The following is a 19658-nucleotide window of genomic DNA, read 5'->3' on the forward strand; positions in this document are numbered from 1 at the left end:
GCCGTCCGGCGTCGTCCACGGGTTTTTCCGGGCCGTCCCCGGCCGTCTCTCGCGGCTCCGGTCAGCGCTCCTGACGGGGTGGAAGGGTGGCGCGGACGGGTCCTTCGGGGCGCATGGTGATGCTGTACGCGGCGCGTTCGGGGACGGCCGTGCACGTCGGCGCAGGGGCTTCGAGCAGGTGTTCCATGAGGGCGGTGGACTCGCGGAGCGCGAAGCGCAGGCCGAGGCAGGCGCGCGGGCCGACGCCGAAGGGGTAGTAGGAGCCGGGGTGGGCGGGGCGGCGGCCCGGTGCGGTGAACCGGCCGGGGTCGAACTCCTCGGGGCGGTCCCAGAGTTCGGGGTCACGGTGGGTGAGGTAGGGGCTGGTGATGACGTCGGTGCCCGCCTCGACGGCGTGGCCGCCGGGGAGGACGTCGTCCTCGGTGGCGTGCCGGGGCAGGATCCAGGCGGACGGGTAGAGGCGGAGCGTCTCGTGCACCAACGCCTGGACGGCCTGCCGCCGTTCGGGTGAGCCGGCGGGTCCGGCGGCGCGCGTGCGGTCCCGCGCATCCGGGTCGCGGTGGAGCAGCAGGTGCAGCCAGGTGAGGGTGCCGGCGGTGGTCTCGTGCCCGGCGACCAGCAGGGTGACGAGTTCGTCGCGGACCAGCCGGTCGGTGTATTCGGGGCGGGTGCCGGCGGCGTCGAGCAGGACGTGGAGCAGTCCTGGTCCGTCCGGGCCCGCGGCGCCGTCGCGGGCGGCGGCGATGGCCCGGGCGGACACGGCGTCGATCCTGGCGAGGTCGGCGGCGACGGCCGGGTCGGGGGCGGTGCCGTCGGCGGGCAGCCGGGGCATCGCGGCCAACACGGCGGGCACCGAGGCGAGTTCGCGCTCGGTGGCCTCGTCGAGGGCGTGGCCGGTGAGCGAGCGCCAGATGGTGTCGAGGGCGTAGCGGCGCATCTCCTCGGCGAGGTCGAACTCCTCGCCGGTGCGGGCGTGGGCCGCCCAGCGGGCGGCGGCGGTGCGGGCGGCGCCGGTGATGCGGTCCTCGTAGCGGCGCATCCCGGGTCCGGTGAACTGGGCCTGGAGCAGCTTGCGTTGGCGCTGCCAGGCGTCGCCGGTGGCGGCGAGGACGCCGTCGCCGATGAGGATCCTGGCGCGGTGGCCGCGCTTGACGTAGCGGTCGGGGTGGCGGGCGAGGACGTGCTGGACGGCGTCGGGCGCGGTGACCAGGACGGCGGGCCGGGCGCCGGGTTCGGTCCGTACGGCCGCGACGCCGCCGAGCCGGTCGCGGGCGAGCGCGAAGAGTTCGACGAGTTCGCCGCCGCTCTTCCGCCAGTCGGCGACGGCGTCGGCGTCGAGCTCGGGGACGGGGCGGGTCGCGGTGGCGCGGGCAGGGCTGGTCGGGCTTGCCGGACTGGCGGGAGTGGCCACGGGGCGGCTCCTACGGGCGGTGCGGGGCGGGCGGGCGGGCCCGGTGGACGTCACGCACTGTAGGGCGCCGGGCACGGCGGGCGACAGGGCGCGCAGGGTGACGGCGGGCCGGAAACGGTGTCCCCTCCTCCCCTGAAGCCGAGGAATAGGTTAGGTTAGGCATACCTAAGTCGGCCTCGCCTCTGGGAGATCCCGTATGCACCCCCACACCGCCCGTCCCGACCGGCCGACCCCGGCGGAGCGGCTGCGCGCGATCGTCGCCACCGCCACCTCCATGACCGTCGTGACCGACGGCCTGCACCAGGAGGTGCACACCCTGGACGGGGCCGGGCCGATGGGCCGCATCCACCTCCACGAGCCCACCGACGTCTTCGGTGCCGACCACCGCACCCCGCGCATCCCGATCCGGCTCGAACTCACCGATGTCTCCCCGGTGCCGGTGCGCGACCGGGTGCGTGCCCGGGTCACCATCTCGGGCCTGGTGGCGGACCCGTACGAGGCCGGGGAGGGCGGCGGCGAGAGCGTCTGCATGGAGTTCGGGCAGGCCGTCCTGGAGACCACCGAGGGGCCCGGCGACTCGGGCGGGCGGGCCTTCGTGACCCTCGCCGAGCTGCAGACCGCCGAACTCGACCCGCTGGCCTCCTGCGAGGCCCCGATGCTGCACCATCTCGTCGCGGAACACCCGGAGTTGGTCACCCTGCTGCTCCGCCTGGTGGAGCCCTCCGCCCGGCGCCACCTGGTGCGCGCGCTGCCGGTGGCCATCGACCGCTTCGGCCTCACCCTGCGCCTGGAGTACCGGGCGAGCCGCCGGGACGTCCGGCTGCCGTTCCCCACCGCCCTCCAGGACGTCGACCAGGCGGGCCTGCAGATCCACGCCCTGCTCGCCGCCGCCCGCCGCGCCTCGCACACCCGGCTGCCCGCCTGAGGCACACCGCGCGGGGGACGGAAAGGGGCCGGGACCGGCGATGACCACGCCGGTCCCGGCCCTTTCGCACGCGCCGCGCGCCGTTGCGCCGTTGCACCGTTGCGCAGTCGCTCGATGAACTACGGGCGGTCTGCCCCTACGGTGGTGGCTGTCCGCATCCGGCGGACGGCACGTCAGGGGAAGGGGCGGGTCCGATGGGTGACGTCTCGGTGTGGGCATGGGTGTGCGTCGGCTGGTCGGTACTGCTGGCGGGGGTCGGCTGCCGGGAGTTCGGGCGGGTCCGCAGGCTCCGGCGGGACGGGATCGTCACCCGGGGCGTGATCGTCGGGGAGCGGCCGGTGCCGGACGTCGACGTGAAGGCGTACTCCCCCGTGGTCGCCTACCGCGACGAGCGCGGCGTCGAGGTCCGGTTCACCCAGGTGACCCACGGGAGCGGGCCCCGGCCGGTGATCGGCCGCGAGGTCGACGTGATACGGCTGCCGGGACAGCCGGAATCCGCCAGGATCATGAGGTGGCGTCACATGTCGGGGCAGGGCGTGGTCATGCTGGTCGGCGCGGCGGTCTTCCTCGGCGGCGCCTATCTCATCGCGACCCAGAACAACTGAACCTCCCTCCGCACCACTGGAGTTGTGCACCATGCGTCATCGTTCCGCGTCCGCCCCCGGGCTCGTCGCCGCGGCGGCCGCGCTGTGCCTGCTGGCCACCGCCTGCGCGGCCGGCGGCGGACGGCCCGACGACCCCTCCGGCGCCCCCTCGGGCGCCCCGTCCGCCGCCCCCGCGGTCACCCCGCCGCCCACCGGCGTCCGCTTCGACTACCAGCTGCGGGCGCCCTATCCGCCGCCGCCCGGGGTGCAGGTCGTCGCCCGCGACCACAGCGCGCCGCCCGCGCCCGGGGTCTACAACATCTGCTACGTGAACGCCTTCCAGGCGCAGCCGGGCGCCGAACGCGACTGGGACGCCGACCTGTTGCTGCGTGACGGCGCGGGCAAGGTGGTGATGGACGCGGACTGGGGCGAGGCGGTGCTCGACACCCGTACCGCCGACAAGCGCACCCGGATCGCCCGGAAGGTCAACCGCTGGATCGACGACTGCGCGGCCAAGGGCTACCGGGCGGTGGACCCGGACAACTACGACAGCTACACCCGCGTCCCGGCCGGGCTGCTCACGGCGGACGGCGCGAAGGCGCTGCTCGCGCTGCTCGCCGAGCACGCCCACGCGAAGGGCCTCGCCATCGGCCAGAAGAACACCCCGCAGCTGGCGGGCGACCGCCGCAGGGTCGGCGCCGACTTCGCCGTGGTGGAGGAGTGCGGCCAGTACGAGGAGTGCGCCGCGTACGTGGCGGCGTTCGGCGACCGGGTGATCGTGGTCGAGTACACCGCGCAGGGCATGCGGCGGGCCTGCGCGGGCTGGGGCGGGCGACTCAGCGTCGTACGGCGTGATCTCCAGCTGGTGCCGAAGGGCGAGCCGGGGTACCACTACGAAGTCTGCCCGGAGTAGGGCTTCCCGGCCGGGGGTGGCGGTCGGCAGAATCCTGCTGCGCGGCCCCGGGTCCCGTGGCGGCGATCCTCTCCCGGAAGGCACCGCCCATGCGCCTGCGCACCCGGCCCTCGCGGTCCCGTCGGCGGCCGGACTGGTCCGGCCGTCATGTGCTGATCACCGGCGGGTCCAGCGGCATCGGCCTGGCTCTCGTCCGCGAACTGCGGTGCCGGGGCGCGCTGGTGTCCGTCGTGGCCCGCGATCCGGCGAAGCTGCGCGAGGTGGCGGCGGAGCCGGGCCCCGTAGGGAGCGCGCCGGTGGCGACGGTGTCCGCGGACGTGGCGAGCCGGGCCGACCTCGACCGGGCGGTGGCCGAACTCACCGCGCTGCACGGCCCGGTGGACACCCTGATCACCTCGGCGGGCACCGTGCGGCCGGGCTACTTCGAGGAGTTGGACCACGAGTTCTTCCGTACCACCATGGACGTGAACTACTTCGGCACCCTGCACGCCGTGCGGGCGGTGCTGCCGGGGATGCTGGCGCGCGGTTCCGGCACCCTGGTGTGCATCTCCTCGGCGGCGGGCCTGTACGGCCTGGTCGGCTACTCGGCGTACGCGCCGAGCAAATTCGCGGTGCGCGGGCTCTGCGAGTCGCTGCGGATGGAACTGCGGCCGCACGGCATCCAGGTCAGCGGGGTGTACCCGGGGGACGTGGACACCCCGCAGCTGGCGATGGAGCAGCCGTACAAGCCGAAGGAGCTGGCGGCGCTCGGCGGCACCCTGCGGCCCGCGGGCGCACGCGAGGTGGCGCTCGCCGTGCTCCGGGGTGTCGAGGCCGGGCGGCCGACGATCGTGCCGGGCGCCGCGAACCGCGCGGTGGCGCTGCTCGCCCGGCTCACCCCCCTGCTGGCCGGCGGGTACGCCGACCGGATCGTGGCCCGCAGCCGACGCGACTGAGGCCGGGGCCGGGGGCGGCGCGCTACCCCGGTCCCGAGGAGCACACTGGCACCAGGGGGCGGACGCACGAGCACGGACGCGGGCGCACACGGGGCGGGGCCCGCCGGGCTGGAAGAGGGTGCCGGGATGGCCATACCCAGGTCGCGGACAGGGGCGCGGACAGGGACCGCGGGACGGACCCGGTCGCGGTACGCCCAGGACCGGGGGCTCTCGGCCCGGATGGCGACCACGATGTTCCTGATCGGGCTGCTGTACGTGGTGTTCGTCGGCGTCCTGCTCGTGCTGCTGCGCGGTTCCTGGCCGATCGTGCTGCTGATCACGGGCGCCCTGTTCATCGGGCAGTTCTGGTTCAGCGACCGGATCGCGGCGCTCGGCATGGGCGCCCGTGAGGTGTCCCGGGCGGAGGCCCCCGAGCTGCACGGCACGGTGGACCGGATCTGCGCGCTCGCGGACATGCCGAAGCCCCGGGTGGCGATCGCCGACAGTGACGTGCCGAACGCGTTCGCGACCGGGCGGGGCGAGCGGACGGCCCTGGTCTGCGTGACCACCGGGCTGCTGCGGCGGCTCGAGCCGGAGGAGCTGGAGGGGGTGCTCGCGCACGAGATGTCGCACGTGGCGCACCGGGACGTGGCGGTGATGACGATCGCCTCGTTCCTGGGCGTGCTGGCCGGGATGATGACCCGGGTCGCCCTCTACAGCGGGCTCGGCCGGGGCCGGGACAGCAACATGGCGGCCGCGGTGATCCTGGTGCCGGTGGTGAGCGGGGCGGTGTACTGCCTGAGCTTCCTGCTGACCCGGGTGCTGTCGCGCTACCGGGAGCTGGCCGCCGACCGGGCCGCCGCGCTGCTCACCGGCCGTCCTTCGGCGCTGGCGTCGGCGCTGGTGAAGGTGGACGGCGAGATGGCCCGGATCCCGGTCCGTGACCTGCGCAAGGCGGAGCCGTACAACGCGTTCTGGTTCGCTCCGGCGTTCTCCTCGAAGCAGAGCCTGAGCCGGCTGCTCGCCACCCACCCGACCCTGGAGCAGCGGCTCGACCAGCTGTCCCGGATCTCGGACCGGCTGGGCGGGGCGTGAGCGCGGTGGGGCTCCTGGACAGCATCCTGGGCCGGAGCAGGCCGGTGCGACCGGACCTCGACCGGCTCTTCGCGCTTCCGGCCGCCGCGCTGACCCTGCGGGCGGGCACCGGTCTGGTGCCGACGGGCACGGGCTCGGTGTGCTTCGCGGGGGTGGAGGGCGCGGCGTTCACCCGGTTGCGGGAGGAGGTGCGGGAGCTGCTCGACCTGGACGGGGCGGGGGCCGGGGCGGCGTTCTCCCGGGACGCGTACGGGTACACCTGGCTGGTGGCGCGGCGCCCGGCGGACGATCTGGTGGCCCTGGTGACGGATCTGCACGCGGTGAACGCGCTCCTGGAGGAGGCGGGCTTCGGGCCGCAGCTGCTGTGTTCGCTGACCGTGTTCCGGGCGCCGGACGCGGACCCGGGGCCGGACCCGAGGCCGCCGGGCGAGGAGCCCGGCTCCGGTACCGAAACCGGCTCCGGTCCCGGTACCGGCGGGGACGCGGCCGGGCGGCTGGCGCTCGTCTATCTGTACAAGCGCGGCACCTTCTATCCCTTCGCACCCCGGGCCGCCCGGCCGGGCGGCGGGGGTGCGGAGCGCCGGGACGGTGCCCTGGAGCTCCAGGTAAGGGGGCTGCTCGCGGGCGATCTGCCGGTGGAGCCGGACCTGGAGCGCTGGTTCCCGGTGTGGGGCGCGCCCGGGCTCGGCTGAAACCGATCGGTCACAGCCGGTCCCGTCCGATCATGTCCGGTCGAGCCGCGTACCGGCGTGCCGGTTTTTCAGCCAACCTCGGCGGCGGGTTCGGCGCCCTGCTCGGCCTTCTGCCGGGCGTCCTCGACCCGGCGGTTGAGCCGGGTGCCGATGCCGAGCTGGGCGGCGGCCGCCGCCAGGGCGACGACCAGGCAGCCGATCCAGAGCGGCGCGGCGCCCCAGGTGTTGATGACCGTGCCGCCGATCAGCGGGGCGAGGACGGCGGAGCCGGTCCAGGCCATCTGGTAGAGGCCCTGGTAGCGGCCCTTGAGGTGGTCCGGGGAGATCCGGGCGACGATGGCGAAGCTGGTCGGCGTGTTGCCGATCTCGCCGAGCGTCCAGACCACGATGGAGGCGCCGTAGATCCAGGCCGAGTGGCCGAAGAGGAGCACGGAGTAGCCGACGCCGATGAGGGCCGAGGAGCCGGCAAGCACCCAGGACTCGGGGAAGCGCTTGTAGAGCCGGGTGAGCGGCAGCTGCACACAGGCGATCACGATGCCGTTGAGGGCGGCGACCTGGCCGAACGTGCTGGGCGAGAAGCCGTCCTGGTTCATCGCGATGGGCAGGCCGCTCTCGGACTGCAGCAGGATGGTCAGGACGAGGAGTTCGGCGGCGACGAAGCCGACGAAGGTGCGGTCGCGGAGCACCGAGCCGAAGCCCTGTTCCGCGGTGGCGTCCTCGGGCGGCTCGGTGGGGCCGCGGCCGGGCACCCGGATCGCGATCAGCACGGCGCCGATGACGGTGGTGGCGGCGTTGAGCCAGAACAGCGCGGTGTAGCCGGTGACGGCGACCAGGCCGACGGAGAGCATCGCGACCGAGTAACCGATGTTGATCGCCCAGAAGTTGAGCGAGTAGGCGCGGACCTGGTCGGCCTCGGGGATCACCTCGGAGATCAGCGCGTTGTGCGCGGGCCTGGTCGCGTTGCTGACCAGGCCGACCACGAAGGCGCCGACCAGCAGGGTCCACGGGGAGCGGGCGTAGGCGAGCGCGACCATGCTCACGGCGGTGGCGGTCAGCGCGCCGACCAGGGTCGGCTTGTGGCCGAGCCGGTCGGCCAGGATGCCGCCGAACGGGCCCGCGGCGAGCGAGCCGATGCCGATGGCGGCGACGACGGTGCCGGCGAAGGCGGCGCTGCGGTGCAGTTCGTCGGTGACGTAGAAGGCGAGCAGGGGCATGACGAAGCCGCACGCCCGGTTGATCAGCTGTGCGCTCCAGAGCCACCAGAAGCCGTTCGGGAGCCCGCCGAAGGTGGCGCCGAGCGACGACCGCGCCTTCGTCAGTGGCCTGAATTGCATACGTTCCCCTTCATCGTGACGCTCTCGATCGTGGCGGATATTACGAGACGCCCGACCCGCTGTCCTGACCGGCGAATGAATATCAGCCAAGAGTCTTCGTCAGACCCTGCCCCGGAGAAGGATCTCCACACCCTCCGGAATCGTCCGGTCCGTGGCTGAATCTGAACCATCGGACATCCGCCATCATTTGGCGCATCCACGGCCAACCTCCCCGGTCCGGAGCCCGTGCGCAGTGCGGCACACCGGACCGGAGTAGCCGGTAGTCCGGCCAACTACCTGTAGGAACGCCGGAAATGACGAGCCGTCACGCAAACGATGAGGTCACACCCTGTTGTTGGTTGTCACCGAAATGACTCTGTGATCTTATGGATCGGCGGCTGCGGGACTGCTCTACTGGGCTCCGGGCGGACCATCTGAATCCCTATTCGACGCAACGAGAGAAGGGGCTTGTCATGAGACACCCCACGGCGGAAACCTAGGCATGTGACGGCACCTCCGGCATCCACGGTCTGAGACAGTTCGCAGGGGAAGCGGCAATCAGATGAATCCGTTGACTTACTCACCACGCCTCGTCAAGGCGCTCCCCCCGGTGCACACCGCGGGTCGCACCCTGAAGGCGTACGCGATGTTCGCGCAACCCGAACGTGACAGCACCCTCCCCGACCCGGAGTGGCTGCGACGGCACACGGCCTCGGTGCTCACCGACCCTCCTGGCGAGGGCGACCACCCGGCCGGTTTCCTGATCCTGCACCGCGGCATGCAGGCCGACTACCTCCTGGTGAGCCAGTGGTACGACGCCGACATGCTCAAACACTGGGTGCGCGGCTCGACCACGGACGCCGACGGCGCCACCAGGTTCGCGCCGCTCGGCCAGCCGGACCTGATCGCCTGCGTCTGGGAGCTCGAAGTGATCAAGTTCGAGCGGGACGCCTGGGTCAACACCGTGCTCGCCCAGGGCAAGCTCGACGAGACCGCGCTCGACGCGTATCTGGACACGACCTTCTCGGGGTGGGTGTGAGGCACGACATCAAGGTGACGCCGATCGAACCGGGCCACCTGGACGCACTGCTCGACCTGTGCCGGGAGCACGCGGCCTACGAGAAGGCCGACTTCCTGGAGAACGGGCAGGTCGAGCGCTGGCGCACGGCCCTGTTCGCCGACGAGCCCGCGCTGCACGGCTGGATCGCCCTGGACGACGGGAAGCCCTGCGGCTTCATGACCGTCACCACCGACTTCGCCACCTGGAGCGCCGAGCGGTTCGCGTACATGGACTGTCTCTACCTCCAGGACGCGTACCGCGGGCTCGGGCTCGGGCGGGTGTTCCTCGACCGGCTGCGGGAGTTCGCGCTGGCCGAGGGCTGCGGCTGGGCCGAGTGGCAGACGCCGCCCGACAACGAGTTGGGCATCGGGTTCTACCGGCGCATGGGCGCCACCGAGAAGACCAAGTTCCGTTTCCACTACGACGTTGGGATACGTGGCGTCTCGTGACCACTGGCTCGACCGGCTCCGTGCCGACCGACACCTCGACCTCCGCTCCGCTGCCGCCCTGGTCGATCGGCCCCGCCGACCGGCGGGGCGCCGCCCCCGCACTCGGTGACCTCGTCGCCGCCCCGGCGGCCGCCGGGCCCGACCGCCCGGCCCTCCACGACGGCCGCCTCGGCCTCACCTTCGCCGAACTCGAGCAGCGGGCCCGCGCCCTCGCCGCCCACCTCGCCGACCTGGGTGTCGGCCCCGGCGACCGGGTGGCGGTGCTCGCCGAGAAGTCCGCGCTGATGCCGGTCCTCGCCATCGCCGTCTGGAAGCGCGGCGCGGTCTACGTGCCCCTCGACGGCGCGCAGCCGCTGCCCCGGCTGCGCGGGCTGCTCGGCCGGCTGCGGCCCCGGGCCGTCCTCGCCCTCGACGACCGGGAGCCCCCGGCGGACACGCCCGGCTGGCTGCCCCGTACCGCCCTCGACGCGATCCTGGCGGGCCCGGCGCCCACCGGGGACCGGGCGGCGACCGTGGCGCACCGCCCCGAGGACACCGCGTACATCATCTTCACCTCGGGCTCCACCGGCGAGCCCAAGGGCGTCGAGATCAGCGTGGCCAACCTGGTCGCCTACTTCGGCAACCACAACGAGGTGCTGCGCTTCACCCAGGACTCCCGGGTGTTCAGCCTGTCGCCGTTCCACTTCGACGTGTCGATCGAGGACACGCTGCTCCCGCTGTCGCTCGGCGCGTATGTGCACCAGTTCCGCGGGATGCACGCGGGGGCCGTGATGCGGGCGATCATCACGCGGGAGCGGATCACCCATCTCATCGCGGTGTCCACCCTGCTCACCATGATCACCGAGGGCGGGCGGCACGTCACCCGGGAGAAGTTCCCGAGCCTGGAGATGGTGATGACGGGCGCGGAGGTCTGCGACCCCGGCGTCATCAACGTCTGGAAGGACGGCCTGCCCGAGGTCCGGGTGATCAATGTGTACGGGCCGACCGAGGCGACCATCGTCTGCGTGGCCCACGAGATCGAGCGGGTGGACCCCGACCGGGTGGGCTCCTATCCGATCGGCCGGCCGCTGCGCGGGGTGACCGCCCGGATCGTCGACGAGGCCACCGGCCGCGAGCTCCACCAGGCCGACGAGATCGGCGAGTTGTGGATCGGCGGCGAGCAGGTCATGCGCGGCTACTTCGACCAGCCGGAGGAGACCGCCCGGCGCGTGGTCGAGGTCGACGGGGTGCGCCACTACCGCACCGGCGACCTGTGCAGCTACGACGAGAACGGCGACATCGTCTTCCGCGGCCGCAACGACGACGAGGTGAAGCTGGCCGGGCGCCGGATCCACCTCGGCGAGATCCGGCAGACCGTGCTCAGCTGCCCCGGCGTCGAACGGGCCGCCGTGGCGCTGGTGCCGCGCGCCGGACACGACGTGATCGCCCTGGTGGTGATGGCGCCCGACCGCGCGGTGCTCACGGACGTCGAGAAGCGGATCGCCGCGCTGCTGCCGGAGTACATGCGCCCCACCGTGGTGGCCTGGTCGTCCGAGCTGAGCGTGTCGTCGACCGGCAAGACGGACGAGAAGCTGCTGATGAAGCGGCTCGCCGAGGCGGTGGACGGGGCCCGGGCCACGACCCGCTTCGTGTTCACCACGACCGGGGAGGTCACCCCGGACACCGGAGCCGCGAGCGGAGCCGGGGCCGGTACCGAGAGCGGGTCCGGGGATGACTGAGACGGACCGCCCCGGTTCCCTGCACGTCGAGTTCGGGCGGCTCGCCGCCGCCCGGCGGATCATGGCGGCACCGGCCTCCACCGGCTCGCTCGTCCAGGACCGGGCCAACGCGGAACGCTGGATCGCCCGGTTCGGCAGCGCCCCGGCCGGGTCCGGCGAGCCCATGGGCCCGGCCGCCGGAGCCGGCGACGGCGTCACGGTGGAGCGCGGCGACCGGTCGCTCGTCGTCCGGCCCGCCGCCGAGGACCCGGACGGGCCTCGGGTGATGTACGTCCACGGCGGCGGGATGGTCTACTACTCGACGGCCGTCTTCGAGCCGTTCCTGCGCACGCTCGCGACCGAACTCCGTTCCCCCATCGAGGCGTTCGACTACCTCAAGGCCCCGGAACACCCGGTCGAGGAGTCGCTCGAGGAGCTGGCCGGGCGGATCACGGAACGCGTCGCCGCGTTACCGGACCGGCGGCCGCTCGTCCTCGCCGGTGACAGCGTCGGCGGACTGATCTCGCTCCACCTCGCCCTGCGCGTGCTGCCCGGGGTGTTCGACCGGCTCGTCCTGATCTACCCGGTGCTCGACCTGGACGCCTCCCGCGAGGCCGCGTCGTACCGGACGTACGGCGAGGGCCACTTCCTCGACGCCCACCACATGCGGCAGTTCCGGTCGCTGCTCCAGCCCTACTTCGCCGCCCGGGACTTCGACGCCATGACGCTGTCCCCGGCCGATCTCGACCGGCTGCCCGGCTGCTCGGTGGTGACCGCGGGCTGCGACGTGCTCCGCGACGAGGGCCTCGCCTGGGCCGAGCGGACCGCGGCCCGCTCCCCCGGTCTGCGCCATCTGCACTTCCCCGATCTGCCGCACGACTTCTGTCTGTACGCCGGACGGCTCGACTCGGCCCGGCACGCCGTGGCCCGGCTCGCCCGTACCGCGTTCCCGCTGAAAGGAGAGGGTTGAGCGTGGTGTTCCACCCCGGGGCTAACGCCCTGCCCCCGTGGTCGGTCGGACCCACCGCGACGACCGGCGAACCGCCCGCGCTCGGTGACCTGTTGGCGGCCCCGGCCGTCAAGTGGCCGGAGCGCGCGGCGATCGACGACGGCACCGACAGCTACACCTTCGCCCGGCTCGAACGGGCCGCCACGGCCGTGGCGGCGCTGCTCGCCGCGCGCGGTGTCGGCCCGGGCGACCGGGTCGTGGTGCTCACCGAGAAGCGCTCCGCGACGGCCGCGCTCGCGGTCGCGGTGTGGAAGTGCGGCGCCGTGTACGTCCCGCTCGACGCGGCCGAGCCGGAAGCCCGGCTGCGCGGTCTGCTCACCCGGCTCGCGCCGAAGCTAGTGGTCTCGCTGGGCGAGCGGGAGCCACTGGTCCCGGGCCTCGCGACGCTCGGCGGCGCCGAGCTCGCCGGTCCGCTGGCCGGGCCCGAGGCCACGCACGCCACCGTGGCGCACCGCCCCGAGGACATCGCGTACATCGTGTTCGCGTCCAGTCCCACGGGTGAGCCGCAGGGCGCCGAGATCGCCGTCGAGAGCCTGTACGCGCACTTCCGCGGCCACAACGAGGTGCTGCGGATCACCGCCGACTCGCGGGTGCTCAGCCTGACCCCGTTCCACTTCGACGTGTCGCTCCTGGACACCCTGCTGCCGCTGTCGGTGGGTGCCTTCGTCCACCAGTTCCGCAGCCTCCCGGCGGGCGCGGTGATGCGTTCGGTGCTCGCCAAGCAGCAGATCACCCATCTGATCGCGGTCACCATGCTGCTCACCATGATCACCGGCGACGGCCGGCAGATCACCCCGGCGAAGCTGCCCGCCCTGCGTCTGGTGATGACCGGCGCGCAGGTCTGCGACGCCGATCTGCTCCGGATCTGGACCCGGCAGCTGCCGCAGACCCGCCTCGTGCAGGCGTTCGGCCCGCCGGAGGCGACGATCTTCGGCTTCTCGTACGAGGCGGAGCCCTCGGCCGTCGAGACGCTGACCGGCGCGGGCCCGGTCGGGCGGCCGCTCGGCGAGGTCAGGGCGCGGCTCGTCCGGGGCGGCGTCGAGGTCCGGGAGGCCGTCGGCGAGGGCGAGTTGTGGGTCGGTGGTCCGCAGGTGATGCGCGGCTACTTCGACCAGCCCGAGGAGACCGCCCGGGTGGTCGTCGAGGCGGACGGCGTCCGCTGGTTCCGCACCGGCGACATCTGCCGCCGCGCGGCGGACGGCACCCTCACCCTGGTGCGGCACGCCGACGAGCGGATCACCTGGCTGGCGGGCCGCCGCACCCATCTGAACGAACTCGGCCGGGCCGCGGCGGCCTGCGCCGGGGTGGACCGGGCGGTGACGGCCGTGGTGCGGACCGCGGGGCGCGAGCGGATCGCGCTGGTCGTGGCGGCGAAGGAGCGCCGGGTGCTCGGCGAGGTCGCGGAGCGGCTGCGGGTCGAGCTGCCCGAGTATCTGCGCCCCGGCCTGCTCGCCTGGACGCCCACGGACCCGGCTCCCGCCGACCCGGCCGGTGCCGGCGCGGAGCTGATCGCCCGGCTCGGCGCGGCCGCGGCGGAGTCGGACTCCCCCTGTTTCGCATTGTCGGCGGATGGCACCGTCGAGCCTATTGATGAGGTGGAACTATGTCTGCAGTGATCAAGGACAAGGTCGCCGAGTATCTTGAGGCGGCCCTGGGCAAGCCGGTGGATCTTTCCCCGCTGCCCGACGACACCCCGCTCAACACCCTGGGGCTCGATTCCCTCCTCACCATCAGCGTCCTGGTGACGCTCCTGGAGGACGCCGGGGTCGACCTGGGCGAGCACGCGGACTCGCTGGTCACGCCGAGCACCCTGGGCGATCTGTACGCGATCGCCGAGAAGTTCCTCGGCGCCGACGAGGCCGCGGCCCCCGAGGCGACGGCCGCCGCGGCGGTGGCCCCGGCCGGGTCCACGCACGAGTTTGCCGACCAACTGGCGCACTACCAGGCGAAGTTGGCGTACGAGACCGATTCGGCCGACCTGCTCGACGCGCTGGCCGCCGGGCAGGACATCGTGGTGGTCGACGGCCGCAGCAGCGAGTCGTACGCGCGGGAGCACATCCCCGGCGCGATCAGCATCCCGCACCGGTCGATATCCCAGGACTCGCTGGCCACGCTCTCCAAGGCGTCGCTGTACGTGGCCTATTGCGACGGCATCGGCTGCAACGCGTCCACCAAGACGGCGTTCAAGCTGGCGACCGCGGGCTTCCGGGTCAAGGAGCTGATCGGCGGTCTGGACTGGTGGAAGCGGGACGGCCACCCGACCGAGGGGACCGGCGCGCAGGCCGGTCACGAGCACCACGCCGCCTGCGGCTGCTGACCGGCCGGGGCATCGCGTGGGAACAGTCAGCACCGACACAGAGAGGGTGTACGGCGGGTGAGCATTCAGGAGTCCACGTCCGGTCCCACGACCGCGGCCCAGGCCGCGGACGCGGAGTGGGACGTCGCCGTCGTCGGCGGCAGCCTGGCCGGCTGCGCCGTCGCGATCCACTTCAGCACGATGGGCCACCGGGTCGCCGTCCTGGAGCGGAAGACGACGGGCGACGACCACTACAAGCAGCTGTGCACCCATTTCGTGCAGCCGCACACGGTGGCGCTGCTCGGGCCGCTGGGCCTCGCCCACCTCCGGGAGCCGGGCAACTCGGTGGCCACCAAGGCGGTGTTCGTGACGCCCGGCGGCGCGGTGGACACCCCGGGCCCGGACTACGACCCGGCGCAGCCCGGTTCGACCGCGCTCAACCTGGAGCGGCGGGTCCTCGACCCGGCGATCCGGGAGTCGGCGCGGCGGCACGGCGCGACGTTCCTCGACGGGGTCGGCGTGGAGGCGGTCCGGCAGGAGGCCGACGGCTGGGTCCTCGACGTCACCGGCGAGGGCGGGCCCCGGCAGCTGCGGGCCCGGCTCGTGGTGGCCGCGGACGGGCGCCGCTCGACGCTCGCCGGGCTGCTCGACAACCCGGCCGAGTCGAGGCCCAACGAGCGGGTCGCGCTGTTCGGTTACTTCACCGGCATCGAGGCCCCGGCGCTGAACCGTTCCATCTTTGTGATGAACGACCGTGATCTGGCGTGCAGTTACCCGCTGGTCGACGGCAGGACCGAGCTGGTCCTGTTCGCCGACAAGGCCCGGGTCGCCGACTGGCGGGGCGCGGACGGCCGGATGCAGGAGTTCCTGAAGTACTTCGACGGCATCGCGGAGGCGCCCTCGGTGGCGAACGCGGTGCCCGAGGGTCCGCTGCTCGGCTACAGCGACTATCCGAGCCTGCTGCGTCGACCGGTCGCGGGTGCGGTGCCGTTCGTCGGTGACGCGGCCCTGTCGGTCGACGCGATGAGCGGCGTCGGCTGCGGTTTCGCGCTGCTCTCGGCCGACCTCCTGGCCCGCGCGTTCCGGGGCCGGGAGCTCACCGGCGAGGGCGTGCGCGAGGGCCTCGACGACTACCGGAAGCGGTTCGAGAGCACGATCCTGCCGCACGCCGAGGGCATCTGCGGGGACTCGCTGGTCGAGAAGGACGAGGCGACCCGCAAGCGGATGTTCGACACGATCTGCGGGAACCCGGAGCTCAGTCAGAAGTACCTGGCCCTCACCGGCCGGATGGTGATGCCCGCCGAGTTCCAACGGGCCTTCATGCGGGGCCTGATGGCACGAGGAGCGGCGCGGAAGTGATGCCCCGCCCGGCCGGGACCTCCGGCCGGGCGCAGAACACGGAAGGACACCGAGAGATGCCGCGCGTCGCGTTCACGACCTTCGCGATCCTGAAGAAGCCGTACGGGAATCCCGAGGTCCAGGAGTTCGACGACCTGACCCCGCCGACCTTCGACCAGGCGGAGGGCAGCGCGGGCTTCATCGCCCGCGCCAAGGAGGCCCCGGACCAGAGTGGGATCACCAACTTCCAGCGGGACTGGGGCGCTTGGGGCAAGTTCGAGGTCCCGCGCTTCTACACCGGCGGCCGCACCGACGACACCGACAGCCGGGCCTCCACGCTGTCGCTGTGGACGGACCTGCAGTCGGTCTTCACCTTCGTCTACGAGGGGCTGCACCGTTCCACCCTGAGCCGTCGGCACGAGTGGTTCCTGAAGCCCGAGTGGCCCTCCTACGCCGCCTGGTGGGTCGCCGACGACACCATTCCGACCTGGGCGGACGCCTGCGCCCGGCTGGAGCACCTGCACGACAACGGCCCTTCGCCGTACGCCTTCTCGTTCCGTGAGCCGTTCGACGCCGACGGCGCCGCGACCCGGGTGCGCAAGGCCGCCCGCCGCGGCTCCGACTCCTGAGCCCGCCCGCCGTACCGCGTACGCCGCACCCGTACGCCCGCACCCGCACCGCACTTGTTCTGTCTCCACCTCACCTAGGGGCCCCCTGTGATCACGCGTGCCTTCGACCGGTCTGTGATGAGCTGGTCGTACGAGATGCACCTGCAACCCATGCTGTCCGCGACGGACATCGAGGGCCTGCCGTTCGGCTCGGTCTTCGGCAGCGTCCCCGGGCACACCGTCTCGAAGCGGCACGCCCACCAGGACGGCGAGATGTTCATCGTCCTGGCCGGCAAGGCCGTCGTCGTGCTCGGTGACGAGGAGCGCGAGCTCGGCCCCGGCGGGGTCGTCCATCTGACGCCGTTCGGCTTCCACGAGATCCGCAACGACCACGACGAGCCGTTCGACATCGTGTCGATCTACTGGGAGCACATCCCGAGCGCGGTGAAGGTCCTGGACGCGGCGCCGCCGCGCGACCAGCTCGCCGACCGCTCGCTGGTGTTCTGCCCGCCGCCCACGCCCAACGGCGGACTGCACCTGGGCCATCTGGCCGGGCCGTACGTCCGCGCCGACATGCTGGTGCGGGCGCTGCGCAGCATGGGCCGTGACGCCCGGTACGTCACCGGCACCGACGACCACCAGTCGTACGTGGCCGCCGCCGCGCGGCTGCGCGGCACCGGGCCGGTCGACGTGGCCACCGCCGAGGGCGACGCCATCGTGGCGACGCTGGCGTCGGCCGGGGTCGGCTACGACCGGCTGACCCGCCCGGCCGGGGACGCCGGGCACGCGGACCGGATCCGCGAGCTGCTGGCCCGGGTCACCGCCTCGGCCGCGGTCACGGAGGAGGAGCGGGAGACCGCGTACTGCACCAGCTGCGAGCTGTCGCTGCACCAGGCGTTCGCCCGAGGCAACTGCGCGCACTGCGCGGCGGGCAGCGACGGCGAGATCTGCGAGGCGTGCGGGCGCCCCAACGAGGCCCGTGAGCTGACCGGTCTGACCTGCCGGATCTGCGGCACCGAGGCGGTCACCCGGCCGGAGAAGGCGCTGTGGCTGGACCTCAACGCGTTCGCGGACGAGCTGCGCGAGTACCTGCGGGTCTCCTACACCTCGCCCGACCTGCAGATCCTGGTGGAGCGGCTGCTCGACGAGGGGCTCCCGCCGTACCGGCTCGGCCGCTCGACGGACTGGGGCGTGGACCTCGGCGACGGCCAGGCGCTGGACGCCTGGGCCGACCTGGCGCTGACGTTCCTGGACGCGGCCCGCGCGGAGTCCGACGAGCAGGGCGGTCCGGCGCGGATCACGCTGTTCCTCGGCTACGACAACAGCTTCTACTACGCGGTGCTGCTGCCGGTCCTGGCGTTCGCCGCCGGGCTCGGTGAGCTGCTGCCCGCCGCGTTCGTCACCAACCAGTTCCTGCACCTGGGCGACGCGAAGTTCTCCACCAGCCGCGGCCACGCGGTGTGGGCGGACGACGCGCTGGCCGCCGCGGGCCCCGACGCGGTGCGCCTGGCGCTGCTGCGCGACGCGCCGGAGGGCCGGGTCACGCGGATCACCGAGGAGCGGGCCGACCGGCTCACCGAGGACCCGCTGTACCTGGCCGCGCGCGACTGGCTGGCCGGCTTCGCGCCGCTGACCGAGGGCTTCGGCGGTACGGTGCCGGGCACCGGCGCCTGGACCGACGCGCACCGCGAGTTCTACCGCCACCTCAACCTGATCACCCGTCAGCTCGACGGTCTGCTCCTTCCGGAGTCGTTCAGCGCGCGCGGCTACATCACGCTGCTCGACTCCTTCGTGCACCGCTGCGCCGAGTTCCGGGCGACCGAGGAAGTGGTGCGCCAGGTCCCGTCGCTCGCCGAGGAGGCGCGCACCAGCCTGGCCCTGGAGTACCTGGCGGCCAAGGTGTTCGCGGCGCTCGCCTGGCCGGTGACGCCGGAGCTCGCCCAGCGGGTGTGGTCCTGGCTGGGGCTGCCCGGCGAGCCGGTGCGCGAGGCCGACTGGTCGTTCCTGCCGTCCGGCACCACCTGCGCCACGCCCGCCCCGGAGTTCGCGTCCGACCGTGCCGCGGCCGTCGCCGCGCCGAGCGGGCGATCGTGAGCCAGGACGGCGACCGGGGCGGCGAACCGGCGCCCCGGCCCGGGTCCGGGGCCGCACCCGGGCCCGGCCCCTGGTCCGGCGGGGAACCGCCCGCCGTGGCGGACGTCGTGGTGGTGGGCGCCGGGATCACCGGCGCCGCCGTCGCGCACCACCTGGCCCGGGCCGGCGCGTCCGTCGTCGTGCTCGACCGGGCCGAGCGGCCCGGCGCCGGGGCCACCGGCCGCTCCGGCGGCATGGTCCGCGGCTACGACCCGGACCCGGCCGTCGCCGAGCTCGCCGTCCCCAGCCTGGCCGTCTTCAAGGCGGCCGGGAACTGGGCGGCGGGCCGGTCCCCGCTGCGCGTCACCGGCGCGGTCACGGTGGCCGAACCGGCCGCCGAGGCCGGGTTGCGGGCGGCCGCCGAACGCCTCAACGCGGCCCACGGCACCACCGCCCATGTGGTGGCGGGGCCCGCCGAGGCGGCGGGCGTCGGCCTGGCCGGGGGCATCGCCCTGGTCGAGCCGGAGGCCGGCTGGGTGGCGCCCACCGAGGTCACCGAGGACTGGCTGACGCAGGCCCGCGGCGACGGCGCGCTGGTGCGCCTCGGCACCGCCGTACGGGCGGTCCATGAGCGCGGCGGCCGTCCGGTGGTCGTCACCGACGCCGGGGAGATCCGGGCCGGTGCGGTCGTCTCGGCCGTCGGGGCCTGGGGGGCCGCACCGGTCCCCGGGCTCCGCTCCTCCGCCCCGGTCAGGTCCCGCTCCATCCAGGTGACCGTCGTGGGGCGGGGCCCGTCCGTCCCCGCGCACGCCACCTTCGTCGATCTGCGCACCGGTCTGTACGCCAAGCCGGTCGGCCGGGACCGGACCCTGTTGGGGATGCCCCACCTGGTCTGGGACGCGGCCATGGACGCGCCGCCCGACCAGGCGCACGAGCGGGCCACCGTGGCCGCGCTCACCGCCCACTTCCCGTGGCTGGCGACGGCGCCACGGCTCGACACCGTCCGCGCCGCCGACGCCTATGGCGCCGCGCGCGGCGACGGCCCGGCGTCCGGACTGCTCGACGGCACCGGCGTGCCGCACGTCTGGGCGGTGCGCGCCTGGAACGGCGGCGGCGTCAAGACCGCCCCGGAGGCCGGCCGCCGGATCGCCGCCGCGGTCCTCGCGGACGCCGCGTCCGATGCGGTCTGACGGCCGCCCGCCCGGCCACCACACCGGCGGCGTCCCGGCCGCCGTCCTTACATGTACTCCACACCTCGCTCGACTCGGCTTTCCAACAAGG

The 19658-nt window shown here is 73.6% G+C and carries 18 protein-coding genes; 16 read left to right on the forward strand and 2 right to left on the reverse strand.

What is annotated here, in order from left to right; translation table 11 throughout:
* Positions 1-61: 61 nt before the first annotated feature.
* A complete protein-coding gene (locus tag ACIPXM_RS25990) occupies positions 62-1411 on the reverse strand; it encodes a cytochrome P450 (RefSeq protein ID WP_401659790.1) in 1350 nt (449 codons plus the stop codon).
* 196 nt (positions 1412-1607) lie between these two features.
* On the opposite strand from ACIPXM_RS25990, the gene ACIPXM_RS25995 reads away from it, so the two are divergent.
* The 6 genes from ACIPXM_RS25995 to ACIPXM_RS26020 all read left to right on the forward strand — a co-directional run bounded on the left by ACIPXM_RS25995 (position 1608) and on the right by ACIPXM_RS26020 (position 6534).
* Positions 1608-2336, forward strand: coding sequence for a DUF2470 domain-containing protein (locus tag ACIPXM_RS25995; protein WP_401659793.1), 729 nt, complete (start codon positions 1608-1610; stop codon positions 2334-2336).
* A gap of 194 nt (positions 2337-2530) precedes the next feature.
* Complete coding sequence (locus ACIPXM_RS26000; protein WP_401659796.1) at positions 2531-2941, forward strand: DUF3592 domain-containing protein; 411 nt, start codon at positions 2531-2533, stop codon at positions 2939-2941.
* A 31-nt stretch (positions 2942-2972) separates the two neighbouring features.
* On the forward strand, positions 2973-3833 hold the full coding sequence (locus ACIPXM_RS26005) for an endo alpha-1,4 polygalactosaminidase (protein ID WP_401659799.1): 861 nt from the start codon (positions 2973-2975) through the stop codon (positions 3831-3833).
* 89 nt (positions 3834-3922) lie between these two features.
* Positions 3923-4768, forward strand: coding sequence for an SDR family oxidoreductase (locus ACIPXM_RS26010; protein ID WP_401659802.1), 846 nt, complete (start codon positions 3923-3925; stop codon positions 4766-4768).
* 126 nt (positions 4769-4894) lie between these two features.
* Entirely contained in the window at positions 4895-5842 is a 948-nt protein-coding gene (gene htpX, locus ACIPXM_RS26015; RefSeq protein ID WP_401659805.1) for a zinc metalloprotease HtpX, read from the forward strand.
* A gap of 5 nt (positions 5843-5847) precedes the next feature.
* Positions 5848-6534 (forward strand): hypothetical protein, encoded by a 687-nt coding sequence (locus ACIPXM_RS26020; RefSeq protein ID WP_401659874.1) that lies wholly within the window; start codon positions 5848-5850, stop codon positions 6532-6534.
* 68 nt (positions 6535-6602) lie between these two features.
* Here ACIPXM_RS26020 and ACIPXM_RS26025 read toward each other — a convergent pair whose 3' ends face one another.
* Positions 6603-7868, reverse strand: a complete 1266-nt coding sequence (locus ACIPXM_RS26025) for an MDR family MFS transporter (RefSeq protein ID WP_401659808.1) — start codon at positions 7866-7868, stop codon at positions 6603-6605.
* 589 nt (positions 7869-8457) lie between these two features.
* Here ACIPXM_RS26025 and ACIPXM_RS26030 point away from each other — a divergent pair.
* The 10 genes from ACIPXM_RS26030 (at position 8458) to ACIPXM_RS26075 (ending at position 19567) form a co-directional block, all read left to right on the forward strand.
* The gene (locus ACIPXM_RS26030) at positions 8458-8886 is read left to right on the forward strand and encodes a hypothetical protein (protein ID WP_401659810.1); all 429 of its coding nucleotides are present in this window, start codon (positions 8458-8460) and stop codon (positions 8884-8886) included.
* Positions 8877-9356, forward strand: a complete 480-nt coding sequence (locus ACIPXM_RS26035; protein ID WP_401659812.1) for a GNAT family N-acetyltransferase — start codon at positions 8877-8879, stop codon at positions 9354-9356. Before ACIPXM_RS26030 ends, ACIPXM_RS26035 begins: the two co-directional genes overlap by 10 nt.
* Positions 9353-11074 (forward strand): amino acid adenylation domain-containing protein, encoded by a 1722-nt coding sequence (locus tag ACIPXM_RS26040; RefSeq protein WP_401659814.1) that lies wholly within the window; start codon positions 9353-9355, stop codon positions 11072-11074. Before ACIPXM_RS26035 ends, ACIPXM_RS26040 begins: the two co-directional genes overlap by 4 nt.
* On the forward strand, positions 11067-12023 hold the full coding sequence (locus ACIPXM_RS26045) for an alpha/beta hydrolase fold domain-containing protein (RefSeq protein ID WP_401659816.1): 957 nt from the start codon (positions 11067-11069) through the stop codon (positions 12021-12023). Before ACIPXM_RS26040 ends, ACIPXM_RS26045 begins: the two co-directional genes overlap by 8 nt.
* A gap of 2 nt (positions 12024-12025) precedes the next feature.
* Positions 12026-13678, forward strand: a complete 1653-nt coding sequence (locus ACIPXM_RS26050) for an AMP-binding protein (RefSeq protein ID WP_401659819.1) — start codon at positions 12026-12028, stop codon at positions 13676-13678.
* Positions 13666-14379: a rhodanese-like domain-containing protein gene (locus ACIPXM_RS26055; RefSeq protein WP_401659822.1), complete on the forward strand. Its 714-nt coding sequence runs from the start codon at positions 13666-13668 to the stop codon at positions 14377-14379. Before ACIPXM_RS26050 ends, ACIPXM_RS26055 begins: the two co-directional genes overlap by 13 nt.
* Positions 14380-14436: 57 nt before the next feature.
* On the forward strand, positions 14437-15717 hold the full coding sequence (locus tag ACIPXM_RS26060; protein WP_401659825.1) for an NAD(P)/FAD-dependent oxidoreductase: 1281 nt from the start codon (positions 14437-14439) through the stop codon (positions 15715-15717).
* A 56-nt stretch (positions 15718-15773) separates the two neighbouring features.
* Positions 15774-16325, forward strand: coding sequence for a DUF3291 domain-containing protein (locus ACIPXM_RS26065; protein WP_401659828.1), 552 nt, complete (start codon positions 15774-15776; stop codon positions 16323-16325).
* Between the two features lie 87 nt (positions 16326-16412).
* Entirely contained in the window at positions 16413-18398 is a 1986-nt protein-coding gene (locus ACIPXM_RS26070) for a class I tRNA ligase family protein (RefSeq protein WP_401659831.1), read from the forward strand.
* 95 nt (positions 18399-18493) lie between these two features.
* Positions 18494-19567 carry an NAD(P)/FAD-dependent oxidoreductase gene (locus tag ACIPXM_RS26075; protein WP_401659834.1) on the forward strand — a complete coding sequence of 358 codons (1074 nt, stop codon included), beginning with the start codon at positions 18494-18496 and terminating at the stop codon, positions 19565-19567.
* The last annotated feature ends 91 nt before the right edge of the window (positions 19568-19658 follow it).

It is taken from the genome of Streptomyces sp. NPDC090025 (assembly GCF_044748125.1).
Taxonomy (GTDB): Bacteria; Actinomycetota; Actinomycetes; order Streptomycetales; family Streptomycetaceae; genus Streptomyces.

Coding starts and splice junctions, on each gene's coding strand:
- ACIPXM_RS26025 (WP_401659808.1), bottom strand. CDS start 7,868: ATGCAATTCAGGCCACTGACGAAGGCGCGGTCGTCGCTCGGCGCCACC.
- ACIPXM_RS26010 (WP_401659802.1), top strand. CDS start 3,923: ATGCGCCTGCGCACCCGGCCCTCGCGGTCCCGTCGGCGGCCGGACTGG.
- ACIPXM_RS26055 (WP_401659822.1), top strand. CDS start 13,666: ATGTCTGCAGTGATCAAGGACAAGGTCGCCGAGTATCTTGAGGCGGCC.
- ACIPXM_RS26045 (WP_401659816.1), top strand. CDS start 11,067: ATGACTGAGACGGACCGCCCCGGTTCCCTGCACGTCGAGTTCGGGCGG.
- ACIPXM_RS25995 (WP_401659793.1), top strand. CDS start 1,608: ATGCACCCCCACACCGCCCGTCCCGACCGGCCGACCCCGGCGGAGCGG.
- ACIPXM_RS26005 (WP_401659799.1), top strand. CDS start 2,973: ATGCGTCATCGTTCCGCGTCCGCCCCCGGGCTCGTCGCCGCGGCGGCC.
- ACIPXM_RS26065 (WP_401659828.1), top strand. CDS start 15,774: ATGCCGCGCGTCGCGTTCACGACCTTCGCGATCCTGAAGAAGCCGTAC.
- htpX (WP_401659805.1), top strand. CDS start 4,895: ATGGCCATACCCAGGTCGCGGACAGGGGCGCGGACAGGGACCGCGGGA.
- ACIPXM_RS26000 (WP_401659796.1), top strand. CDS start 2,531: ATGGGTGACGTCTCGGTGTGGGCATGGGTGTGCGTCGGCTGGTCGGTA.